This window comes from Methylocapsa palsarum (assembly GCF_900114285.1).
Classification (GTDB): Bacteria; Pseudomonadota; Alphaproteobacteria; order Rhizobiales; family Beijerinckiaceae; genus Methylocapsa; species Methylocapsa palsarum.
Genome location: NZ_FOSN01000005.1, coordinates 186172 through 201024, shown reverse-complemented (window position 1 = coordinate 201024; position 14853 = coordinate 186172). Strand labels below are relative to the sequence as shown.

Sequence of the window (14853 nt, the reverse complement as noted above, 5' to 3'; positions counted from 1 at the left end):
CGCTCAGGACGCTGATGGATGAACGGTCTGTTCGATGGCCCCGAAGATGGATTGTCCATCGAAATCCTTCATTTCGATACGAACGCAATCGCCGGAGCGCAGGAAGGGCGTCTTGACCGCGCCCTCCGTCAAGATTTCGAAGGTGCGCAGTTCGGCGAGGCAGGAATAGCCGCGCCCGCCCTGGCCGACCGGCCGGCCCGGACCGCCCTTGGCGTCCCTGTTTGAGACCGTTCCCGAACCGATGATCGTTCCCGCACAGAGCGGTCTTGTCTTCGCCGCATGGGCGATGAGAGCCGGGAAGTCGAAGGTCATGTCGAGGCCAGCGTCCGCAAGGCCGAACGGCCTTCCGTTGAGGCTGACGAGCAGGGGCAGATGGACGCGCCGCCCGTCCCAGGCCGGTCCCAGTTCGTCTGGCGTCACGGCGACCGGAGAAAACGCGGAGGAGGGTTTCGACTGCACAAACCCGAACCCCTTGGCGAGTTCGTCCGGGATCAGGTTGCGCAAGGAGACGTCGTTCGCCAGCATGACGAGCGCGATGGCGGATTTCGCAGCAGCAGCGCTCGCGCCGGTAGCGACATCGCCGGTGATGACCGCAACCTCTCCCTCGAAATCAAGTCCCCAGGCCTCGTTTGCGAGCGGCATCGGCGCCCGGGGAGCGAGGAACGAATCCGAGCCGCCCTGGTACATCAGCGGATCGGTCCAGAACCGCTCGGGCATCTCGGCGCCGCGCGCCTTGCGCACCAGTTCGACGTGGTTCACATAGGCGGAGCCGTCGAGCCATTGGTAGGCTCGGGGAAGCGGCGACAGCGCGTCGTGCTCGTGAAAGCGAAAGTCCGGGATCGCGCGAAGCTCGAGTTCGGCGGCCAGAGCCCGCAGCCGGGGTTCCGCATCGGACCAATTGTCGAGCGCATGTTGCAGCGTTGGCGCAATCGCGCGCGCGAGCGTCGCGCGGGTGAGGTCGCGGGAGACGACGGCGAGCGAGCCGTCGCGGCCCTCGGCCTTGAGACTCGCCAGTTTCATGTCGGCTCCCGCTTTGCCGGGTCAAAATGTTTTTCGAGGCCGCTCCAGCAGTCCGGGTAATCGGGCTGCAGGGTTTCGAGTTCGGCGGCGTAGCGGGTCAGGTGCTGCGGAAATCTCGTCTCGAACATGAAGGCGAGCGTATTCGTCAGTTTGACCGGCGCCAGCGCGGCTGTCGAGGCCGCCTCGAACGCCTGTGTGTCGGGACCATGCGGCAGCATGCAATTGTGCAGCGACATTCCGCCCGGCGCGAAGCCTTCCGCCTTGGCGTCATATCGCCCGTAGATCAGGCCCATGAACTCGCTCATGATATTCATATGATACCACGGCGGCCGGAACGAATGTTCGGCGACGAGCCAGCGTTCCGGGAAGATCACGAAATCGACGTTCGCCGTCCCGGCCTCGCCCGAGGGCGCGGTCAGCACCGTGAAGATCGACGGATCAGGGTGGTCGAACAGGATCGCGCCGACCGGCGAGAATGTGCGCAGATCATATTTGCAGGGCGCGTAATTGCCGTGCCAAGCGACGACGTCGAGCGGAGAATGATCGATCTGCGTTTGATGAAAACCGCCGCACCATTTGACCGTGATGCGGCAGGGCGTCTCCTTGTCCTCGTAGGCCGCGACCGGAATCTTGAAATCGCGAGGATTGGCGAGGCAATTGGCGCCGATTGGCCCGCGTTCGGGAAGCCGGAATTTGGCGCCGTAGTTCTCGCAGACATAGCCGCGCGAAGGTCCGTCAACGGGCGCGGCCTTGAACTTCACCCCGCGCGGAATGAGCGCGATATCGCCGGGGCCGGCTTCGATGAGGCCGAATTCGGTGGCGATGGACAGGCCGCCGGTTTCGGGAACGATCAGCAATTCGCCGTCGGCGTTGTAGAAATATTCGTCCGTCATCGGTTGCGTCGCGGCATAGACATGCGCCGCCATCCCGGTCTGGGTGTTGACGTCGCCGCAGGTGGTCATGGTTTTGAGGCCGGTGAGGAAGGTCAGCGCCTCAGTGGGAATCGGCGAGGGATTCCAGCGCAATTGCCCCAGCGGCAGGGCGTGATCGACGTGATGGGGCGCCGTTTTCCAATAGGGCAGGTCGATCTTGTGGAAGCGGCCGACATGCCGGACCGAGGGGCGCATCCGGTAAAGCCAGGAGCGCTCGTTCTGGCCGCGCGGCGCGGTGAAGGGCGAGCCGGACAATTGCTCGGCATAGAGGCCGTAAGGGCAGCGTTGAGGCGAGTTCTGCCCCTGCGGCAGAGCGCCTGGCAAAGCCTCGGTCTCGAAATCGTTGCCGAAGCCGGACATATAGGCGGGAGATTTCATAGCCTCAGGCATGGCGCGCCTCTTTTGAGGAGCAGGATAAAGCATTTTGCCGGATGGTCGACTCACGGCGTCGGCCCGCATTTCTCACTGGGAGACCGGCGGAGGTAGCTCGAAAAAAAATCAGTGCCGGGGCTGCGTCGATACGCCAGGATTTCGTCGCGCAGACGTCTTTCCGGGAGGTGCCGGACGCGATTCTCCGGGATCACAAGGAAGAGCGACGCGTACATGCCGTCTAACATATTTTTTGTTCTTGAGCGGTCCGCTACGCCGTCAACACTCCCCTTCGAATCTGATCCTCCTCGATCGATTCGAACAATGCCTTGAAATTCCCTTCACCGAAGCCTTCGTCGCCCTTGCGCTGGATGAATTCGAAGAAGATCGGCCCGATGACGGTGGTCGAGAAAATCTGCAACAGCAGCTTCGGCTTTTCGCCCTCAACCACTTCGCCGTCGAGCAACAACCCGCTCGCGCGCAACTCCTCCAGCGGTTCGCCGTGGTGGGGCAGGCGCTCGGCGAGCTTGTCATAATAGGCTTGGGGCGGGGGCGGCATGAAGGCCAAACCTTTCGCGGCGAGGCTCCTGACCGTTTTGTAAGCGTCGTCGCTGCCGCAGGCGATGTGTTGGATGCCTTCACCCTTGTAGGCGCGCAGAAATTCCTCGATCTGGCTTTTGTCGTCGGCGGACTCGTTGATGGGAATCCGGATGCGTCCGCACGGCGAGGTCAGCGCGCGTGAGAACAGGCCGGTCTTTCGTCCCTCGATGTCGAAAAAACGAATCTGGCGGAAATTGAACGCGAATTTGTAGAACTCGCTCCAGCGGTCCATTTGGCCGCGATGGACGTTATGGGTCAGATGGTCGATGTAGGTCAGTCCGGCCCCGGTTGGCGTCGGATCCGGCTCGCCGATCCAGTCGAACTCATCCGCATAGGGCGAACCTTTGACGCCGAATCGATCGATGAAATAAATAAGGCTTCCGCCGACGCCGACAATCGCGGGCGCGTCGATGGTCTTTTCGCCGCGCTCGCCAAGATAGGACCGCGCGCCATGGGCGATGGCGTGAGCGAAAGCGTGGTCCGCGTCGACAACTCGCCACGCCATGGCGGGGGCGCAAGGCCCGTGCTGTCTGACGAATTGTCCGGCGAAACCATGCTCATCGGCGTTGAGGAGATAATTGACTCCGCCCTGACGGTAGAGGTCCACGGGGCGCGACCTGTGCCGGGCCACACGGGCGAATCCCATGCGCTCGAACAGGGATTTCAGTGCGTCGGGATTGGCGTCGGCGAACTCCACGAATTCAAAGCCGTCCGTGCCGGCCGGGTTGTCTGCGCTGATTCTGGCGGGCGGCGCGTCGTGCGGAAACGGACCCATTGCTCAGCTCCCTGGACGGGACCGAATAGCCCAGCCTCAATGGCGTGAAAATGAACTGGGCGACTAAAATCATATGGCCGCCCGTTCCGATTTTAAAAGAGGCCGCAAACACCAACCGCCTATTGTCGTCCCGCCACCTCGTCGATGTGGTTCAGCATGTCGGCGGGATCCTCATAGACCCGGTAGGCCCCCGCGCCCTGTAGTTCTTCCTGGCCGTAGCCGCCCGACAGCAATCCGATTCCCAAAGCTCGGGCGCGCCGGCTCGCCAGCATGTCCCAGACGCTGTCGCCGACGACCGTGGCCGTCGCGATATCGACGTTCAGCCGCTCGGCCGCGGTCAGGAACAGGTCGGGGTCTGGCTTGGCGTATTTGACCTGATCGCGGGTGACGACGGGAACGCGGTCGAGATCGACGCCGAGGCGCTCCAGGACCGGTCCGGCCGTCTCCAGACGCCCGCTGGTCGCGATGGCCCAGGGAATATCGGCCCTGGTCAGGTAGGTGAGCAGATCCCGGGCGCCGGGCAGGGGCTGCACGTCGGCGGAACGGACCTTGTAGGCTTTCGAATGGAGAGCCTGCAGGCGCGCGATGCGTTCGGCGCTGATTTCGATCCCGGTTTCGCGCAGCAGCATATGAGTCATCAGGCCGCCGCTCATGCCGACCTTGCGGTGGATCCGCCAGATGGAGAGATTGATGTTTTCGGCCTCGAGCGCTTCCCGCCAGGCCAGCACGTGATGGTAGACGCTGTCGACCAGGGTTCCGTCGAGGTCGAACAGAAAGGACGATTGCGAGCGCCGCAAAGGCGGGACGACCTCCACGCCCGCTACCACGGTAAATCCTCGCCCTTGTAGTTGAGGTATGCGTGGGATTTCGAACCCCAGCGGGCCTCGATGACGTCGACGATTCCCGTGGCGCTGGTGGCGACGTCGAGCGGCGCGGCGTCGCCACCCATGTCCGTGCGCACCCATCCCGGATGAATGGAGAGAACGGTGACGCCCGTATCTTTTAATGTAATGGCGAAGCTCCGGGTCAAGGTGTTGAGCGCCGCCTTGCTGGCGCGGTAAAGATCGTATCCGCCCGAGGTGTTGCCCGCCACGCTGCCGAGCTGCGAGGTCATGAAGGCGATGGTTCCGCCGGGCGCGACCTGGGCGGAAAAGCGCTTTGCTATTTTCACGGGCGCGATGGAATTGGTGTAGACGAGCCGCCCGATGTCCTCAGCCGTCGCCTCGTCCACGGATTGATGCGCGGGCCCGAAAATTCCGGCGTTGAGGAAGATCAGGTCGAATTTCTGCCCCGCCAGCCGGGCCGCCAGCGTCTCGACGGCGTTGGCGTCGTTCACGTCGAGAGTCTCGATTCTGATTCCGGTCGGATTGTCCTTTTCAAGCTGGACGAGACTCGCGGCTTTGGCGCGGTCCCGCACTGTCGGGGTCACGCGCCAGCCGCGCGAGGCGAGTTCCCGGACGAGGCCGAGGCCAAGGCCGCGAGACGCGCCGATGACGAGAGCGGATCTTGGCATGTGAAGTCTCCAAGGTGGAAGGCGGATGCACAAGGTGGAAGGCGACGCGACGGCGTGGCCATACTTATAATTCCGCGTCGCGAAAGAGGTTCATTGGTTGCAGACGAACCGATGCGGCCGCGCCCATCCTGTCGTTATGTTGGTCATGGTGGGCGCTTTCGTCGACATGCTTACAGCGAATGAGTGATGATAAGACCGATAGCGACGCCCGCGAGCGCGGCCGAGACGCCGATCAAAACTGTTTCTATCACCGTTCGCCCAACGGGCTTGCGTCCGATCCTTGCGCGCCCGACGCCAAGGCTGATCAGCAGCGCTAGAGTTATTCCCGACGAGATCCAGCGGGCGTTATGAACCGGCGTCAGGGCGAAAGGCACGATCGGAATCGCCGCAGACAGGAAATCGGCGACGAGCATCCAGAGCGCATGCGCAAGCGGACTTTGAACGGCGGTCGCCGCGGGGCTGGTCATCGCCGCCGCCACGCCTCGCAAAAGGGCCGGCTCGGAGCGCACAAAAGCGACAATGTCCGCGGTCTCGACGTCGTTCATCCCGACCGAATGCATCCGATCCGCAATCCGGCCGACGACAGCGTGCGGATCCTGTTTTATTTCAGCGGCGAGCAGCGCATTGAACGTCCGGGCTTCATCGAGGCTGGTTTCGACGTCGAGATATGTCCCCGCCATCATCGATACGGCGGCCGCGCACGCCCCGGACGCGCCCGCGATCAGAACCGTCTTGCTGTCGTTCGTGGTTGCGGCGACTCCGAGGACCAGTCCGAAAATCGAGACTGTTCCATCTTCCATGCCGAAGACGACGTCGCCGGCGCTGGCGGCCAGGGATTTCTTGAGTTTGTCAAAGCGGGAGAGTTCAGCCAAGCGAGCGTCCTCGGCGCGTCCGGCCCTTTGCGCCTCAAGCACAACTTTACGCCGGGACGCCGTTCTGGTCGAGGCTGTCGAGAATGGCGATGACCTCCGCGTCCGTCAGCTGCCTGAAATCACGGTAGAAGGCGCCGACTCCGGGGAAATAATCCTGTTCCTGAAGGCAATAAATCTCGTCGCATTCGAGAGCGAGATCCTGGAGGGTTTGTGGCGGCGCCACCGGAACGGCGAGGGCGATTCTGGAGGCTCCCTGCTGGCGCAGCGCGTTCAATGCAGCCCGCGCCGTCGCGCCTGTCGCCAGTCCGTCGTCCACCACAATGACGAAACGCCCTTTGGCGGACAAGGGCGGTCGGCCCTTGAAGTAGCTTTTGCGGCGGCGTTCGATGACGCCGAGTTCCACGTCGCGGATTTGAGCGATCTCGCCCGGCGTCACGTGGAGGCTGCGAACGATCTCGTCATTCAGGAGCAAGGTCGGCTTCGCTCCGTCGACAATTGCTCCGATCGCGAGTTCGGGCTGGCTGGGCGCGCCCAGTTTACGCACCAGCAACAGATCGAGCGGCGCGCGAAGCGCCTTCGCGATTTCAGCCGCCACCGGAGCGCCGCCCCGAGGAAGCGCGAACACGATCGGATGCTGCGCCTTCAGAGGCGCCAGGAGGCTCGCGAGCTGGCGTCCTGCGTCGGACCGATCCACGAACATGGCCGCTCCTCCAAATCCGCCCGGTAATCGATATTGATGTCGGGCATGACGCCGCCGGGCTCTGCTCGGTCCACCGCGAATTCATCTTTCGTCTGGTGGACGGAACGATAGCTCCCCTTGCAGGCAGGCTTAAACGTTAAAGAAGAAGAACGTTTACTCTCGGGATTCGTTCAAGATAAAGGCTTCATCCGATGGGTTGAGCCTTTGGGGCCATCGACGCCGCGGGGCGCGGCGATATGCGGGAGTGCCGACCGCGGCGAGCGAACGAGGACTGTCATGAGCGAGACTCCTGCCCGGAACGCGTCGGCGCCGCGGAGCGAAGACTATGCGCTGGTGCCTGGTTCGACGGGACCGCGAAGGGATTTCCGCATAACGGTCGGTCTGCGCGAGGGATGGGAGGCCGAGGGGAAGGTCTATGACGTATCCGAGGCGGTTCGCACGGCGCGCGCCTGGATGCGCCGCCGCGTCGCCGCGGGCCTGCCGGCGTTATCAGGGATGTTCACAAGGGCCGAGGTGACTTACGCCTGGCCGAAGCCGGACGGAACGGTTGGGTCGGATCGCGAACCGGTCGCGGTGTTCACCGGCGAGGCGGTCCACGCCTATCTTGGAGATCTGCCCGACCAGATTGTGGAGGGAATGCTGAACGAACTTGCGATCGAACTTGGCGTCGCCCTCGGACAGGAGCGCATCTACGTCGCGTTTTGTGCGCGGACATGGATCTTGGATGCGGGAGAGGAAGCCAGAGCTCCTCTCAAACTCTGACGGCGCGGCGCCGTCAGAATTGGCCTTTTCTGATCGACTCGTTCTGGAGCCGACCTACCGGCGGCGACGCGCATTCGGTTTACGGGCCATCGCAGCCTGCAGGCGATGAGTCGCCGCCCGGCGCATGAGGACGACGACCGCAATCGTCGCGAAAAGTCCCGCCGCCGGAACCGAAATCAGGATAGCGAACGCGAGTACGACAATGGCCGTGGCCAGAGCGGAGGCGGCGAGCATCGACGGCACGATAAACCCGAGCCAGTCTCCGCGCCTTTCCTCCAGAAACGAAGGAGTCCAGGCGGAGAAATGGACTTCGCTGATGGGCATATCAGGAGAAGTGAACTCTGCTTCTGAGTGTGGAGCGCCGTTCGAATTTGACTTCTGGTCCATGGTTCTGTTACCCGCCAAAGAATTGCCCGTCTGTTGCATTTGGGGGCTCGCAGCTAAACTGCAAGGCTTTCGCGGCCAGGGAAATTGATCCTTTTTTTGAGCGCAAGAGCATATTCTGAAGACTATGCTCAAGCCTTTAACTCTGGAGCGATTTCTGATCGATCGCATGACTTCATGCGATCGGAAAGCGCTCTAGCCGGTGTTGCGCAGACCGGCCGCAACGCCGTTGATGGAGATGAGAATTCCGCGCAACGTCTTGTCGTCATGTTCGCCGCTGCGCCACCGGCGGATGAGCTCGACCTGAAGATGATTGAGCGGCGCGATATAAGGGAACCGGTGCCGGATGGAGCGGGCCAGCGAGGGATTGTCCGCGAGGCGGTCTGTCGAGCCGACGATCCCATTGAGCGCTTCGACGGTGCGCTTCCATTCGTCTTCCAATGCTGAAAACACCTCGTCAGCCAGTTTGCGGTCGGGCACGAGGCCGGCGTATCGCTTGGCGATCGCCATATCCGCTTTGGCCAGCACCATGTCCATGTTCGACAGCAGCGCGCGGAAGAAGGGCCATTCGGCGTTCATGCGCCGCAGGAGAGCCATTTTTTCCTCGGGCGCGTCCGCTATGAAGGCCGCCACCGCTGAACCAAAACCAAACCAGCCGGGCAAGGTCAGACGCGCCTGCCCCCAGGAGAAGCTCCACGGAATCGCGCGCAGATCCTCGATTCGCCGGGTCGAGCGGCGCGAGGCGGGCCGGGAGCCGATGTTCAATTCAGCGATTTCGGCGATGGGCGTCGCCGCGAAAAAATAGTCGACGAAGCGGGGATTGTCGTAAACCAGCGCGCGATAGGCTTTCATGCTCGCTTTCGAGAGCGCTGCGGCGGCGGCGAGGAAATCCTCCGAGGCCGCGCGCGCGGGCGGCAGCAGAGTCGCCTCGAGGGAAGCCGCGACAAGGGCTTCGAGGTTACGGCGGCCAATGCCGGGATTGGCGTATTTGGAGGCGATGACCTCGCCCTGTTCGGTCAATCTGATCTGGCCGTTGACCGTGCCGGGGGGCTGCGCAAGGATCGCCTGATAGCTCGGGCCGCCGCCGCGGCCGACGGTGCCGCCCCGGCCGTGGAAGAGGCGCAGCGTCACGCCCTCGTGCTGCTTGAACAATTTCGCAAGCGCGGTCGAGGCTCGGTAGAGTTCCCAGTTGCTTGTGAAAAAGCCGCCGTCCTTGTTGCTGTCGGAATAGCCGAGCATGATCTCCTGATGCGCGCCTGATGCGCGAATGAGGCTGGCGACGCCTGGCAACGCGTAAAACGCGCGCATGATGGCTTCCGCATTGCGCAAATCCTCGATCGTCTCGAACAATGGCACGACCATCAATTGAGCCGAGGCTTGCGCGTCGCCGAGGATTCCGTTCATCATCCCGCATTCTTTTTGCAGGACAAGCGCTTCCAGAAGGTCGCTGACCGTTTCGGTATGGCTGATGATGTAGTGCCGAATCGCCTGTTCGCCGAACGCTTTGCGCAGATCGCGCGCGGCTTCGAAAATGCTGAGTTCTTCCTCGGTCCGCTCGGAATAATGGACGCTCGAAATACGGAGCGGACGCGGGTCGCGGAGCATCGAAAGCAGAAGCGCCTGTTTTTTCGGTTCGTCGAGCTGCGCGTAGGCCGGCTCGATCCGCGCGACCGAAAAGAGTTCGGCCAGGGTTTCCTCGTGCCGGTCCGAACTTTGACGCAAATCGACTGTGGCGAGATGAAATCCGAAAACCTCGACGGCGCGGCGCAGGGGCGCGAGACGGGAAGGAATCAAGGCCGATCCGTGATTGGCGCGCAGCGAGCTTTCTACGACGCCAAGATCAGCCTGCAGTTCGCCCGCGTCCTGATAGGGCTCGCCGGGCGCGACGGCGTGCCGAAGCGCGCTCGTGCCCGTGAGAGTCTGCAGGTTCGCGGCCAGCCGCGAATAGACCCCGATGAGCGCGCGCCGGTAGGGCTCATCCTCGCGGTGAGGATTTTCGTCGCCCGACCGGTCCGCGAGCGCTTCAAGCTCGGGCGTGCAGCCGACGAGAAGCCGCGAGATCGAAAGTTCGCCGCCCAGTTGATGGATTTCGGTCAGAAAGTGCCGCAGCGCAGTCTCGCACTGCCGTTTGACGGCCAGCGTCAGCGTTTCGGCGTTCACGTTGGGATTGCCGTCGCGGTCGCCGCCGATCCACGATCCCATTCGGAAGAACGGGGCGATCTCGGCGCCGTTCAGCCGGTCCTCGAGATCGTTGTAAAGACGCGGAATCTCCGTCAGGAACGTCGTCTGATAAAACCCGATGGCGTTTTCGATCTCGTCACGCACGCTGAGGCGCGAGTAGCGCAAGAGCCGCGTCTGCCACAATTGCGCGATGCGAGCCCGCATCAATGTTTCGTTTTGTTTTCGCTCGCGGTCGCTTCGCAGGCCCTCGCGTTCGGCGAGGAGGTGGGCGATCGAGCGTTCGGCGTCGAGCAGGCTCTTGCGCTGGACTTCCGTCGGGTGAGCCGTGAGCACCGGCGAGATGAGGCTGCGTCCGAGCGCCTCGGCGACCTCCTTCTGACCGACGCCGGCCCCGGCGAGCAGCTTGAAGGTCAGGGAAAGGCTGCCGGGTTCGCTGAGCGCCGAGCCGTCGTCCTCGTGGGCGGCGCGGCGGCGGATATGGTGCCGGTCCTCGGCGATATTGGCGAGATGGGCGAAATAGCTGAACGCGCGGATGACGGACATCGCCTGTTCCGAGGTCAAACCGTGCAGGATGTCGTCGAGCTTGCGTCCGGCTTCGGGATCAGCATCGCGTTCGAAAGCGACGCTGAGCCGGCGGATGCTCTCGATCCGGCCGAAGGTCTCATCCCCTTCCTGTTCTCGGATGGTGTCGCCAAGGAACTGGCCGAGCAGCCGGATGTCGTCGATCAGCGGACGCTCTTTCGCGGCGCCGTTCGTCGCCGGTGCAGCGCCATTCGTCGCAGGCGAAGCGCCATTCGTCGAAGGAGAATCAGAGCTGTTTGTCATCAAGGCCTCGTTTGGCGGCGCCGCGGCGGGGGGAGGGCGGGCGCGGCGATTGTGACAGAAATTTCGCACTGCACAAGCGGCTAGGGAACCCCCTTTTTCATCGTAATTTCAGGAAAAAGCGAATGTATTTTCTTCAGCTGCAAGGCGAATTGAGCGCTGACGCAACGGCTCAATGGTCAAGCCCGGAAAGCGCCGCGCTGCGTTTCCACAATTCGAGCGCCGCCTTTCGGTCCAACGCCGCAGCAGAGGGCGAAACGGAACGTCGCTTGTAAAAATACTGTCCGCTGACTCCCGCGGCCTCGGGCGAGGACGCCAGATAGACGATCGTGTCGGCGCCGTCCTCAGGCGAAATCGCCAGGAGCTTCGCAACGCCGGCGAAGCTGGAGATAAGTCCTCCGGCCTCGTCGGCGAATCTCGTCGCGACAAATCCCGGATGCAGGCAATTGACCGTGACGCCTGTTCCCTCGATCCGTCCGGCGAGTTCCCTGGTGAAGAGAATGTTGCAAAGTTTCGATCGGCAATAGGCCCTCATCGCGCCGTACCGTTTCGTCATCTGAAGATCGTCGAAATCGAGTCGCGCGCCTTGATGAGCCCGCGACGACGTGTTGATAATTCTCGCCGGAGCGGAAAACGCAAGGCGGTTGAGCAGCAATTCGGTCACCACGAAATAAGACATGTGGTTCAGCGCGAAGGTCAGTTCGAGGCCGTCTTCGCTCGTCCGCCGCGCGCCGAACAGGGCTCCTGCATTGTTGAGGAGCACGTCGATGCGAGGCTCCTGCGCCGCTATCGCGGACGCCGCCTGTTTCATTTCGGAAATACGGGACAGATCGGCGTAATGCGCTGTATGAGCGAGATCTGGCGCAGCTTGGCGCAGCAAGGCGAGGGTCGCCTCGGCGCGCGGTTTGTCGCGCGCGATAAGGACAATCCTCGCGCCCATCTTCGCGAGCTTCTCAGCCGCGACTTTCCCGATGCCGGAGGTTCCGCCCGTGACGACGACCGTTTTGCCTTTCATCTTGATTCGACTCCAATCGAGCGGCTCGGCTTCAACCGAGGAGGTCTGATCCGAAATCTTGTCGCCAGCGCTCGACGCGCGGCGCGGCGTTCAATCGCCGCCGGAAAGTTTTTCAGCCAACGCCAAGGGTTGAAGGAACGGACCTTAGCGAATTTGATCCGCACGGGCGAATCGAAGGTCTGCCGCTGGGGGGGAGGGGGGCGGCCCGTCGGATCTTGCGTTTATTTGCTGGCTTTAAGCCCGCCAATGATCAAAGGCCCAAAACGCGAAACAGCTTTCGCGCAGCGGCTATTTATAGCCTGGCAGGCGGCGCAAAACTTTCAAGCCGGCGTTCATGACGCGGGCGTATTGCGCCGCGCTCATGAAGGAGGGCGGAGCCAGCGGCAGCAACCGCTGGATCGCGATCGTTTGCGCGTCGGTGTATTTGAGGAGGCCGTGCGCGCCGTGTCTTCGGCCGACGCCCGAGGCCTTGAAACCGCCCATGGGCGCGTCGGTCGATCCCCACGCCGCCGCATAGGCCTCGTTGACGTTGACCGTGCCGGCCTCGAGCCTGCTCGCCGCCTCTCGTCCCTTGCGCGCGTTTCGCGTCCAGACGCTGAAATTGAGGCCGTAAGGGCTGTCATTGGCCCTGGCGATCGCCTCCTCGACGCCGTTGGTCCTATACAGTGAAACAACGGGGCCGAAGGTCTCCTCCGCATAGAGGATCATTCCGGGCCTCACCCCGGTCAGGATGGTGGGTTCGTAAAAATAAGGACCGAGATCCGGCCGATGGCGTCCGCCCGCGATGACCTTGGCGCCCTTGGCGAGCGCGTCGTCAACGTGACGCGTAATCGTGTCGAGTTGTTTCGCCGAGGTCAGCGAGCCCATGTCGGCGTCATAATCGAGGCTCGCCGAAAGCTTCATTCCTTGCGCCGCCGCGACGAAGCGCGGAACGAACGCGTCCCATAAGGCGTCGTCGACATAAATCCGTTCAATGGAAACGCACAGTTGGCCGCTGTTGGAGAACGCGGCCCGGGCGGCGCCCGGAACCGCCCTCTCAAGATCGGCGTCCGCGAGGACGAGAAGGGCGTTCTTGCCGCCAAGCTCCATCGAATAATCTATGAGGCGCTCGCCCGCCTGTTTGGCGACGCTCCGTCCGACCGCCGTGCTTCCGGTGAACATCACGAAGTCGCTCGCCTCGATAATCGCTCCGCCAAGTTCGGCGCCAAAGCCGGTGACGACCTGAAGGACGCCATGGGGCAGGCCCGCTTCCTCGAGAAGCTCCGCGGCCCACAGCGCGGAATAGGGCGTCCGCTCGTCAGGCTTCGCGAGAACGGCGTTGCCCGCCATCAGGGCTGGAAGCGCGTCGCCGACGCCGAGCGTCAAGGGATAGTTCCAGGGCGAAATGATGGCGGCGAGGCCCTTGGGATGACGATGCTCGAAGGTTTTGGTCAGGAGGGGAATGGCGCCCTGCCGGCGTTGCGGACGCAAAAGCCTGGGCGCCGCATGCGCGTAATAGCGGGCGACGAGGCAGGTATCGAGGATTTCCTCATAGGCGTGACGGCGGGCTTTGCCGTTCTCCAGTTGAATGAGATCTAGAACCTCATCCTGGCGCGCCAGCACTGCGTCGTGGAAACGCAGCAAGACCTCGGCGCGCTTTGCGGCGGGCGCGGCGGACCAAGCCGCTCCGGCTGCGCGCGCCCGTTTCGCCGCGGCCACGACATCTTCTTGTCGACAATGGGGAACGGAGCCGAGCGAGGCGCTGGTAAAGGGCATGGAGATGACGAGGTCATCGCGCGGTTCGACCGTGACGACGCGCCGCGACAGACGATCCAGAAAATTTCTCGAAACACGCGCCGAAAGCCGGCCGTCGTCTGGGGTGTCTTGAGGGCAGGCCGGTTCAGCCACGAAGGACACGCTCCCGAAAGGTCATCCCGGACTTTAGGGCGCAAACTTACGGTGAGCCAGCCCGGATGCGATAAAGCGCCGTCCATCTCTGGCGGCGCTTCGCTTTTTTTTGACCGGGCATTCTATTTCAAGAGCGGCGGGACTCAAATCCAAGAGCGGCGGGGCTCATTCCGCGCTGACCGAAAGTCGACGCGGCGCTTGAAGCTGCATCTGCGGTTGAGGCGATTTCGACGCTTCGATCGCCGGCGCGCGGCGTCTTGCATTCAGTTCATCGCAGGCCCTGATCCGGTCCACATGCCATGTCTCGTTCATAGAATCGTACTGGTGGTTTCTATAAGCCGACTCGCATTGCGCATGGCTTTCGGCCTGCGCATCGTCGCGCACGGCGCTCGCGTCCACCGGCTGAAGGGCGCATGTCGCGGCGCCTTGCGCGGGGATCTGGGCAGGGGGCAGGGAAAGGGACTGGGCGGCAGCGGCAGTTTCGGCGCGAGCGACGGATTGAGTTGAGGCGTGACGGCATTCCAGGGCGCCCTTGGTCTCAATGCAGTGATAAAATCCCGCTGTGCTGATCAGCGCCGCCAAAATCATGCCTTCCATGACGTCTGGTTCCTTCCCAAAAACAAGGGCGCTGTTCAAACGCCCCAGGCGGGCCACATCTTTGGCCGCGTCATTGGACTAGAAATGGCGATGACCAGGAAAAATGATGTGTGGCGGCGCACATCAAGAATTTCAGCAAGAACCAGGACGAAGGAGCGCTGTTGGACGTCGATCTCGCGCTACGAGAAAGAGCTCGCCCGAGCAGACCGGCGAAAGCGGGCCGTCAATGACGAACAAATCGACGCGCTCGAGGGGCTAATAAACCCGGTATTGTTTGGTGGAGCCAGACGGAATCGAACCGACGACCTCTTCAATGCCATTGAAGCGCTCTCCCAACTGAGCTATGACCCCAAATTTTTTTTGCACGTTCGACGCTTTTTCCGGGTTGGTCCGGTCAAAGGCGGCTTGAACAGGCGTCCAAGAC

General features: G+C 62.6%; 13 protein-coding genes and 1 tRNA gene. 1 reads left to right on the top strand and 13 read right to left on the bottom strand.

Features of this window, described 5'->3' with window-relative positions; translation table 11 throughout:
• Positions 1-3: 3 nt before the first annotated feature.
• The 7 genes from BM177_RS07860 to BM177_RS07830 form a co-directional block, all read right to left on the bottom strand.
• Entirely contained in the window at positions 4-1020 is a 1017-nt protein-coding gene (locus tag BM177_RS07860; RefSeq protein ID WP_091680762.1) for a fumarylacetoacetate hydrolase family protein, read from the bottom strand.
• Positions 1017-2375 (bottom strand): homogentisate 1,2-dioxygenase, encoded by a 1359-nt coding sequence (gene hmgA / locus BM177_RS07855; RefSeq protein ID WP_091680895.1) that lies wholly within the window; start codon positions 2373-2375, stop codon positions 1017-1019. The genes BM177_RS07860 and hmgA overlap by 4 nt, the downstream gene beginning before the upstream one ends.
• Positions 2376-2592: 217 nt before the next feature.
• Positions 2593-3696, bottom strand: coding sequence for a 4-hydroxyphenylpyruvate dioxygenase (gene hppD / locus BM177_RS07850; protein ID WP_091680760.1), 1104 nt, complete (start codon positions 3694-3696; stop codon positions 2593-2595).
• 119 nt (positions 3697-3815) lie between these two features.
• The gene (locus BM177_RS07845; protein WP_244532198.1) at positions 3816-4523 is read right to left on the bottom strand and encodes an HAD family hydrolase; all 708 of its coding nucleotides are present in this window, start codon (positions 4521-4523) and stop codon (positions 3816-3818) included.
• Entirely contained in the window at positions 4517-5209 is a 693-nt protein-coding gene (locus BM177_RS07840; RefSeq protein ID WP_091680757.1) for an SDR family oxidoreductase, read from the bottom strand. The genes BM177_RS07845 and BM177_RS07840 overlap by 7 nt, the downstream gene beginning before the upstream one ends.
• Before the next feature lie 170 nt (positions 5210-5379).
• Complete coding sequence (locus tag BM177_RS07835; protein ID WP_139223554.1) at positions 5380-6081, bottom strand: VIT1/CCC1 transporter family protein; 702 nt, start codon at positions 6079-6081, stop codon at positions 5380-5382.
• A 46-nt stretch (positions 6082-6127) separates the two neighbouring features.
• Positions 6128-6781: a phosphoribosyltransferase gene (locus BM177_RS07830; RefSeq protein WP_091680752.1), complete on the bottom strand. Its 654-nt coding sequence runs from the start codon at positions 6779-6781 to the stop codon at positions 6128-6130.
• 276 nt (positions 6782-7057) lie between these two features.
• Between BM177_RS07830 and BM177_RS07825 the strand changes: the two genes are divergently transcribed.
• Positions 7058-7543 carry a hypothetical protein gene (locus BM177_RS07825; RefSeq protein ID WP_091680750.1) on the top strand — a complete coding sequence of 162 codons (486 nt, stop codon included), beginning with the start codon at positions 7058-7060 and terminating at the stop codon, positions 7541-7543.
• A gap of 54 nt (positions 7544-7597) precedes the next feature.
• Here the strand turns inward: BM177_RS07825 and BM177_RS07820 are convergent, their stop codons facing one another.
• The 6 genes from BM177_RS07820 to BM177_RS07795 form a co-directional block, all read right to left on the bottom strand.
• Positions 7598-7930, bottom strand: a complete 333-nt coding sequence (locus BM177_RS07820) for a hypothetical protein (RefSeq protein ID WP_139223553.1) — start codon at positions 7928-7930, stop codon at positions 7598-7600.
• A gap of 192 nt (positions 7931-8122) precedes the next feature.
• Positions 8123-10933, bottom strand: coding sequence for a phosphoenolpyruvate carboxylase (gene ppc / locus BM177_RS07815; RefSeq protein ID WP_091680889.1), 2811 nt, complete (start codon positions 10931-10933; stop codon positions 8123-8125).
• Between the two features lie 169 nt (positions 10934-11102).
• Positions 11103-11945 (bottom strand): SDR family oxidoreductase, encoded by an 843-nt coding sequence (locus BM177_RS07810; protein WP_091680746.1) that lies wholly within the window; start codon positions 11943-11945, stop codon positions 11103-11105.
• Positions 11946-12233: 288 nt separating this feature from the next.
• On the bottom strand, positions 12234-13832 hold the full coding sequence (locus tag BM177_RS07805; protein ID WP_091680744.1) for a succinic semialdehyde dehydrogenase: 1599 nt from the start codon (positions 13830-13832) through the stop codon (positions 12234-12236).
• 165 nt (positions 13833-13997) lie between these two features.
• Positions 13998-14429: a hypothetical protein gene (locus tag BM177_RS07800; RefSeq protein ID WP_139223552.1), complete on the bottom strand. Its 432-nt coding sequence runs from the start codon at positions 14427-14429 to the stop codon at positions 13998-14000.
• Between the two features lie 275 nt (positions 14430-14704).
• A tRNA-Ala gene (locus tag BM177_RS07795) sits at positions 14705-14780 on the bottom strand.
• Between the last annotated feature and the right edge of the window lie 73 nt (positions 14781-14853).

Bases quoted from the DNA above. Each gene is read 5' to 3' on its own strand.
- BM177_RS07860 (WP_091680762.1), bottom strand. From the start codon at position 1,020: ATGAAACTGGCGAGTCTCAAGGCCGAGGGCCGCGACGGCTCGCTCGCC.
- hmgA (WP_091680895.1), bottom strand. From the start codon at position 2,375: ATGCTTTATCCTGCTCCTCAAAAGAGGCGCGCCATGCCTGAGGCTATG.
- hppD (WP_091680760.1), bottom strand. From the start codon at position 3,696: ATGGGTCCGTTTCCGCACGACGCGCCGCCCGCCAGAATCAGCGCAGAC.
- BM177_RS07840 (WP_091680757.1), bottom strand. From the start codon at position 5,209: ATGCCAAGATCCGCTCTCGTCATCGGCGCGTCTCGCGGCCTTGGCCTC.
- BM177_RS07830 (WP_091680752.1), bottom strand. From the start codon at position 6,781: ATGTTCGTGGATCGGTCCGACGCAGGACGCCAGCTCGCGAGCCTCCTG.
- BM177_RS07825 (WP_091680750.1), top strand. From the start codon at position 7,058: ATGAGCGAGACTCCTGCCCGGAACGCGTCGGCGCCGCGGAGCGAAGAC.
- BM177_RS07820 (WP_139223553.1), bottom strand. From the start codon at position 7,930: ATGGACCAGAAGTCAAATTCGAACGGCGCTCCACACTCAGAAGCAGAG.
- ppc (WP_091680889.1), bottom strand. From the start codon at position 10,933: ATGACAAACAGCTCTGATTCTCCTTCGACGAATGGCGCTTCGCCTGCG.
- BM177_RS07810 (WP_091680746.1), bottom strand. From the start codon at position 11,945: ATGAAAGGCAAAACGGTCGTCGTCACGGGCGGAACCTCCGGCATCGGG.
- BM177_RS07800 (WP_139223552.1), bottom strand. From the start codon at position 14,429: ATGGAAGGCATGATTTTGGCGGCGCTGATCAGCACAGCGGGATTTTAT.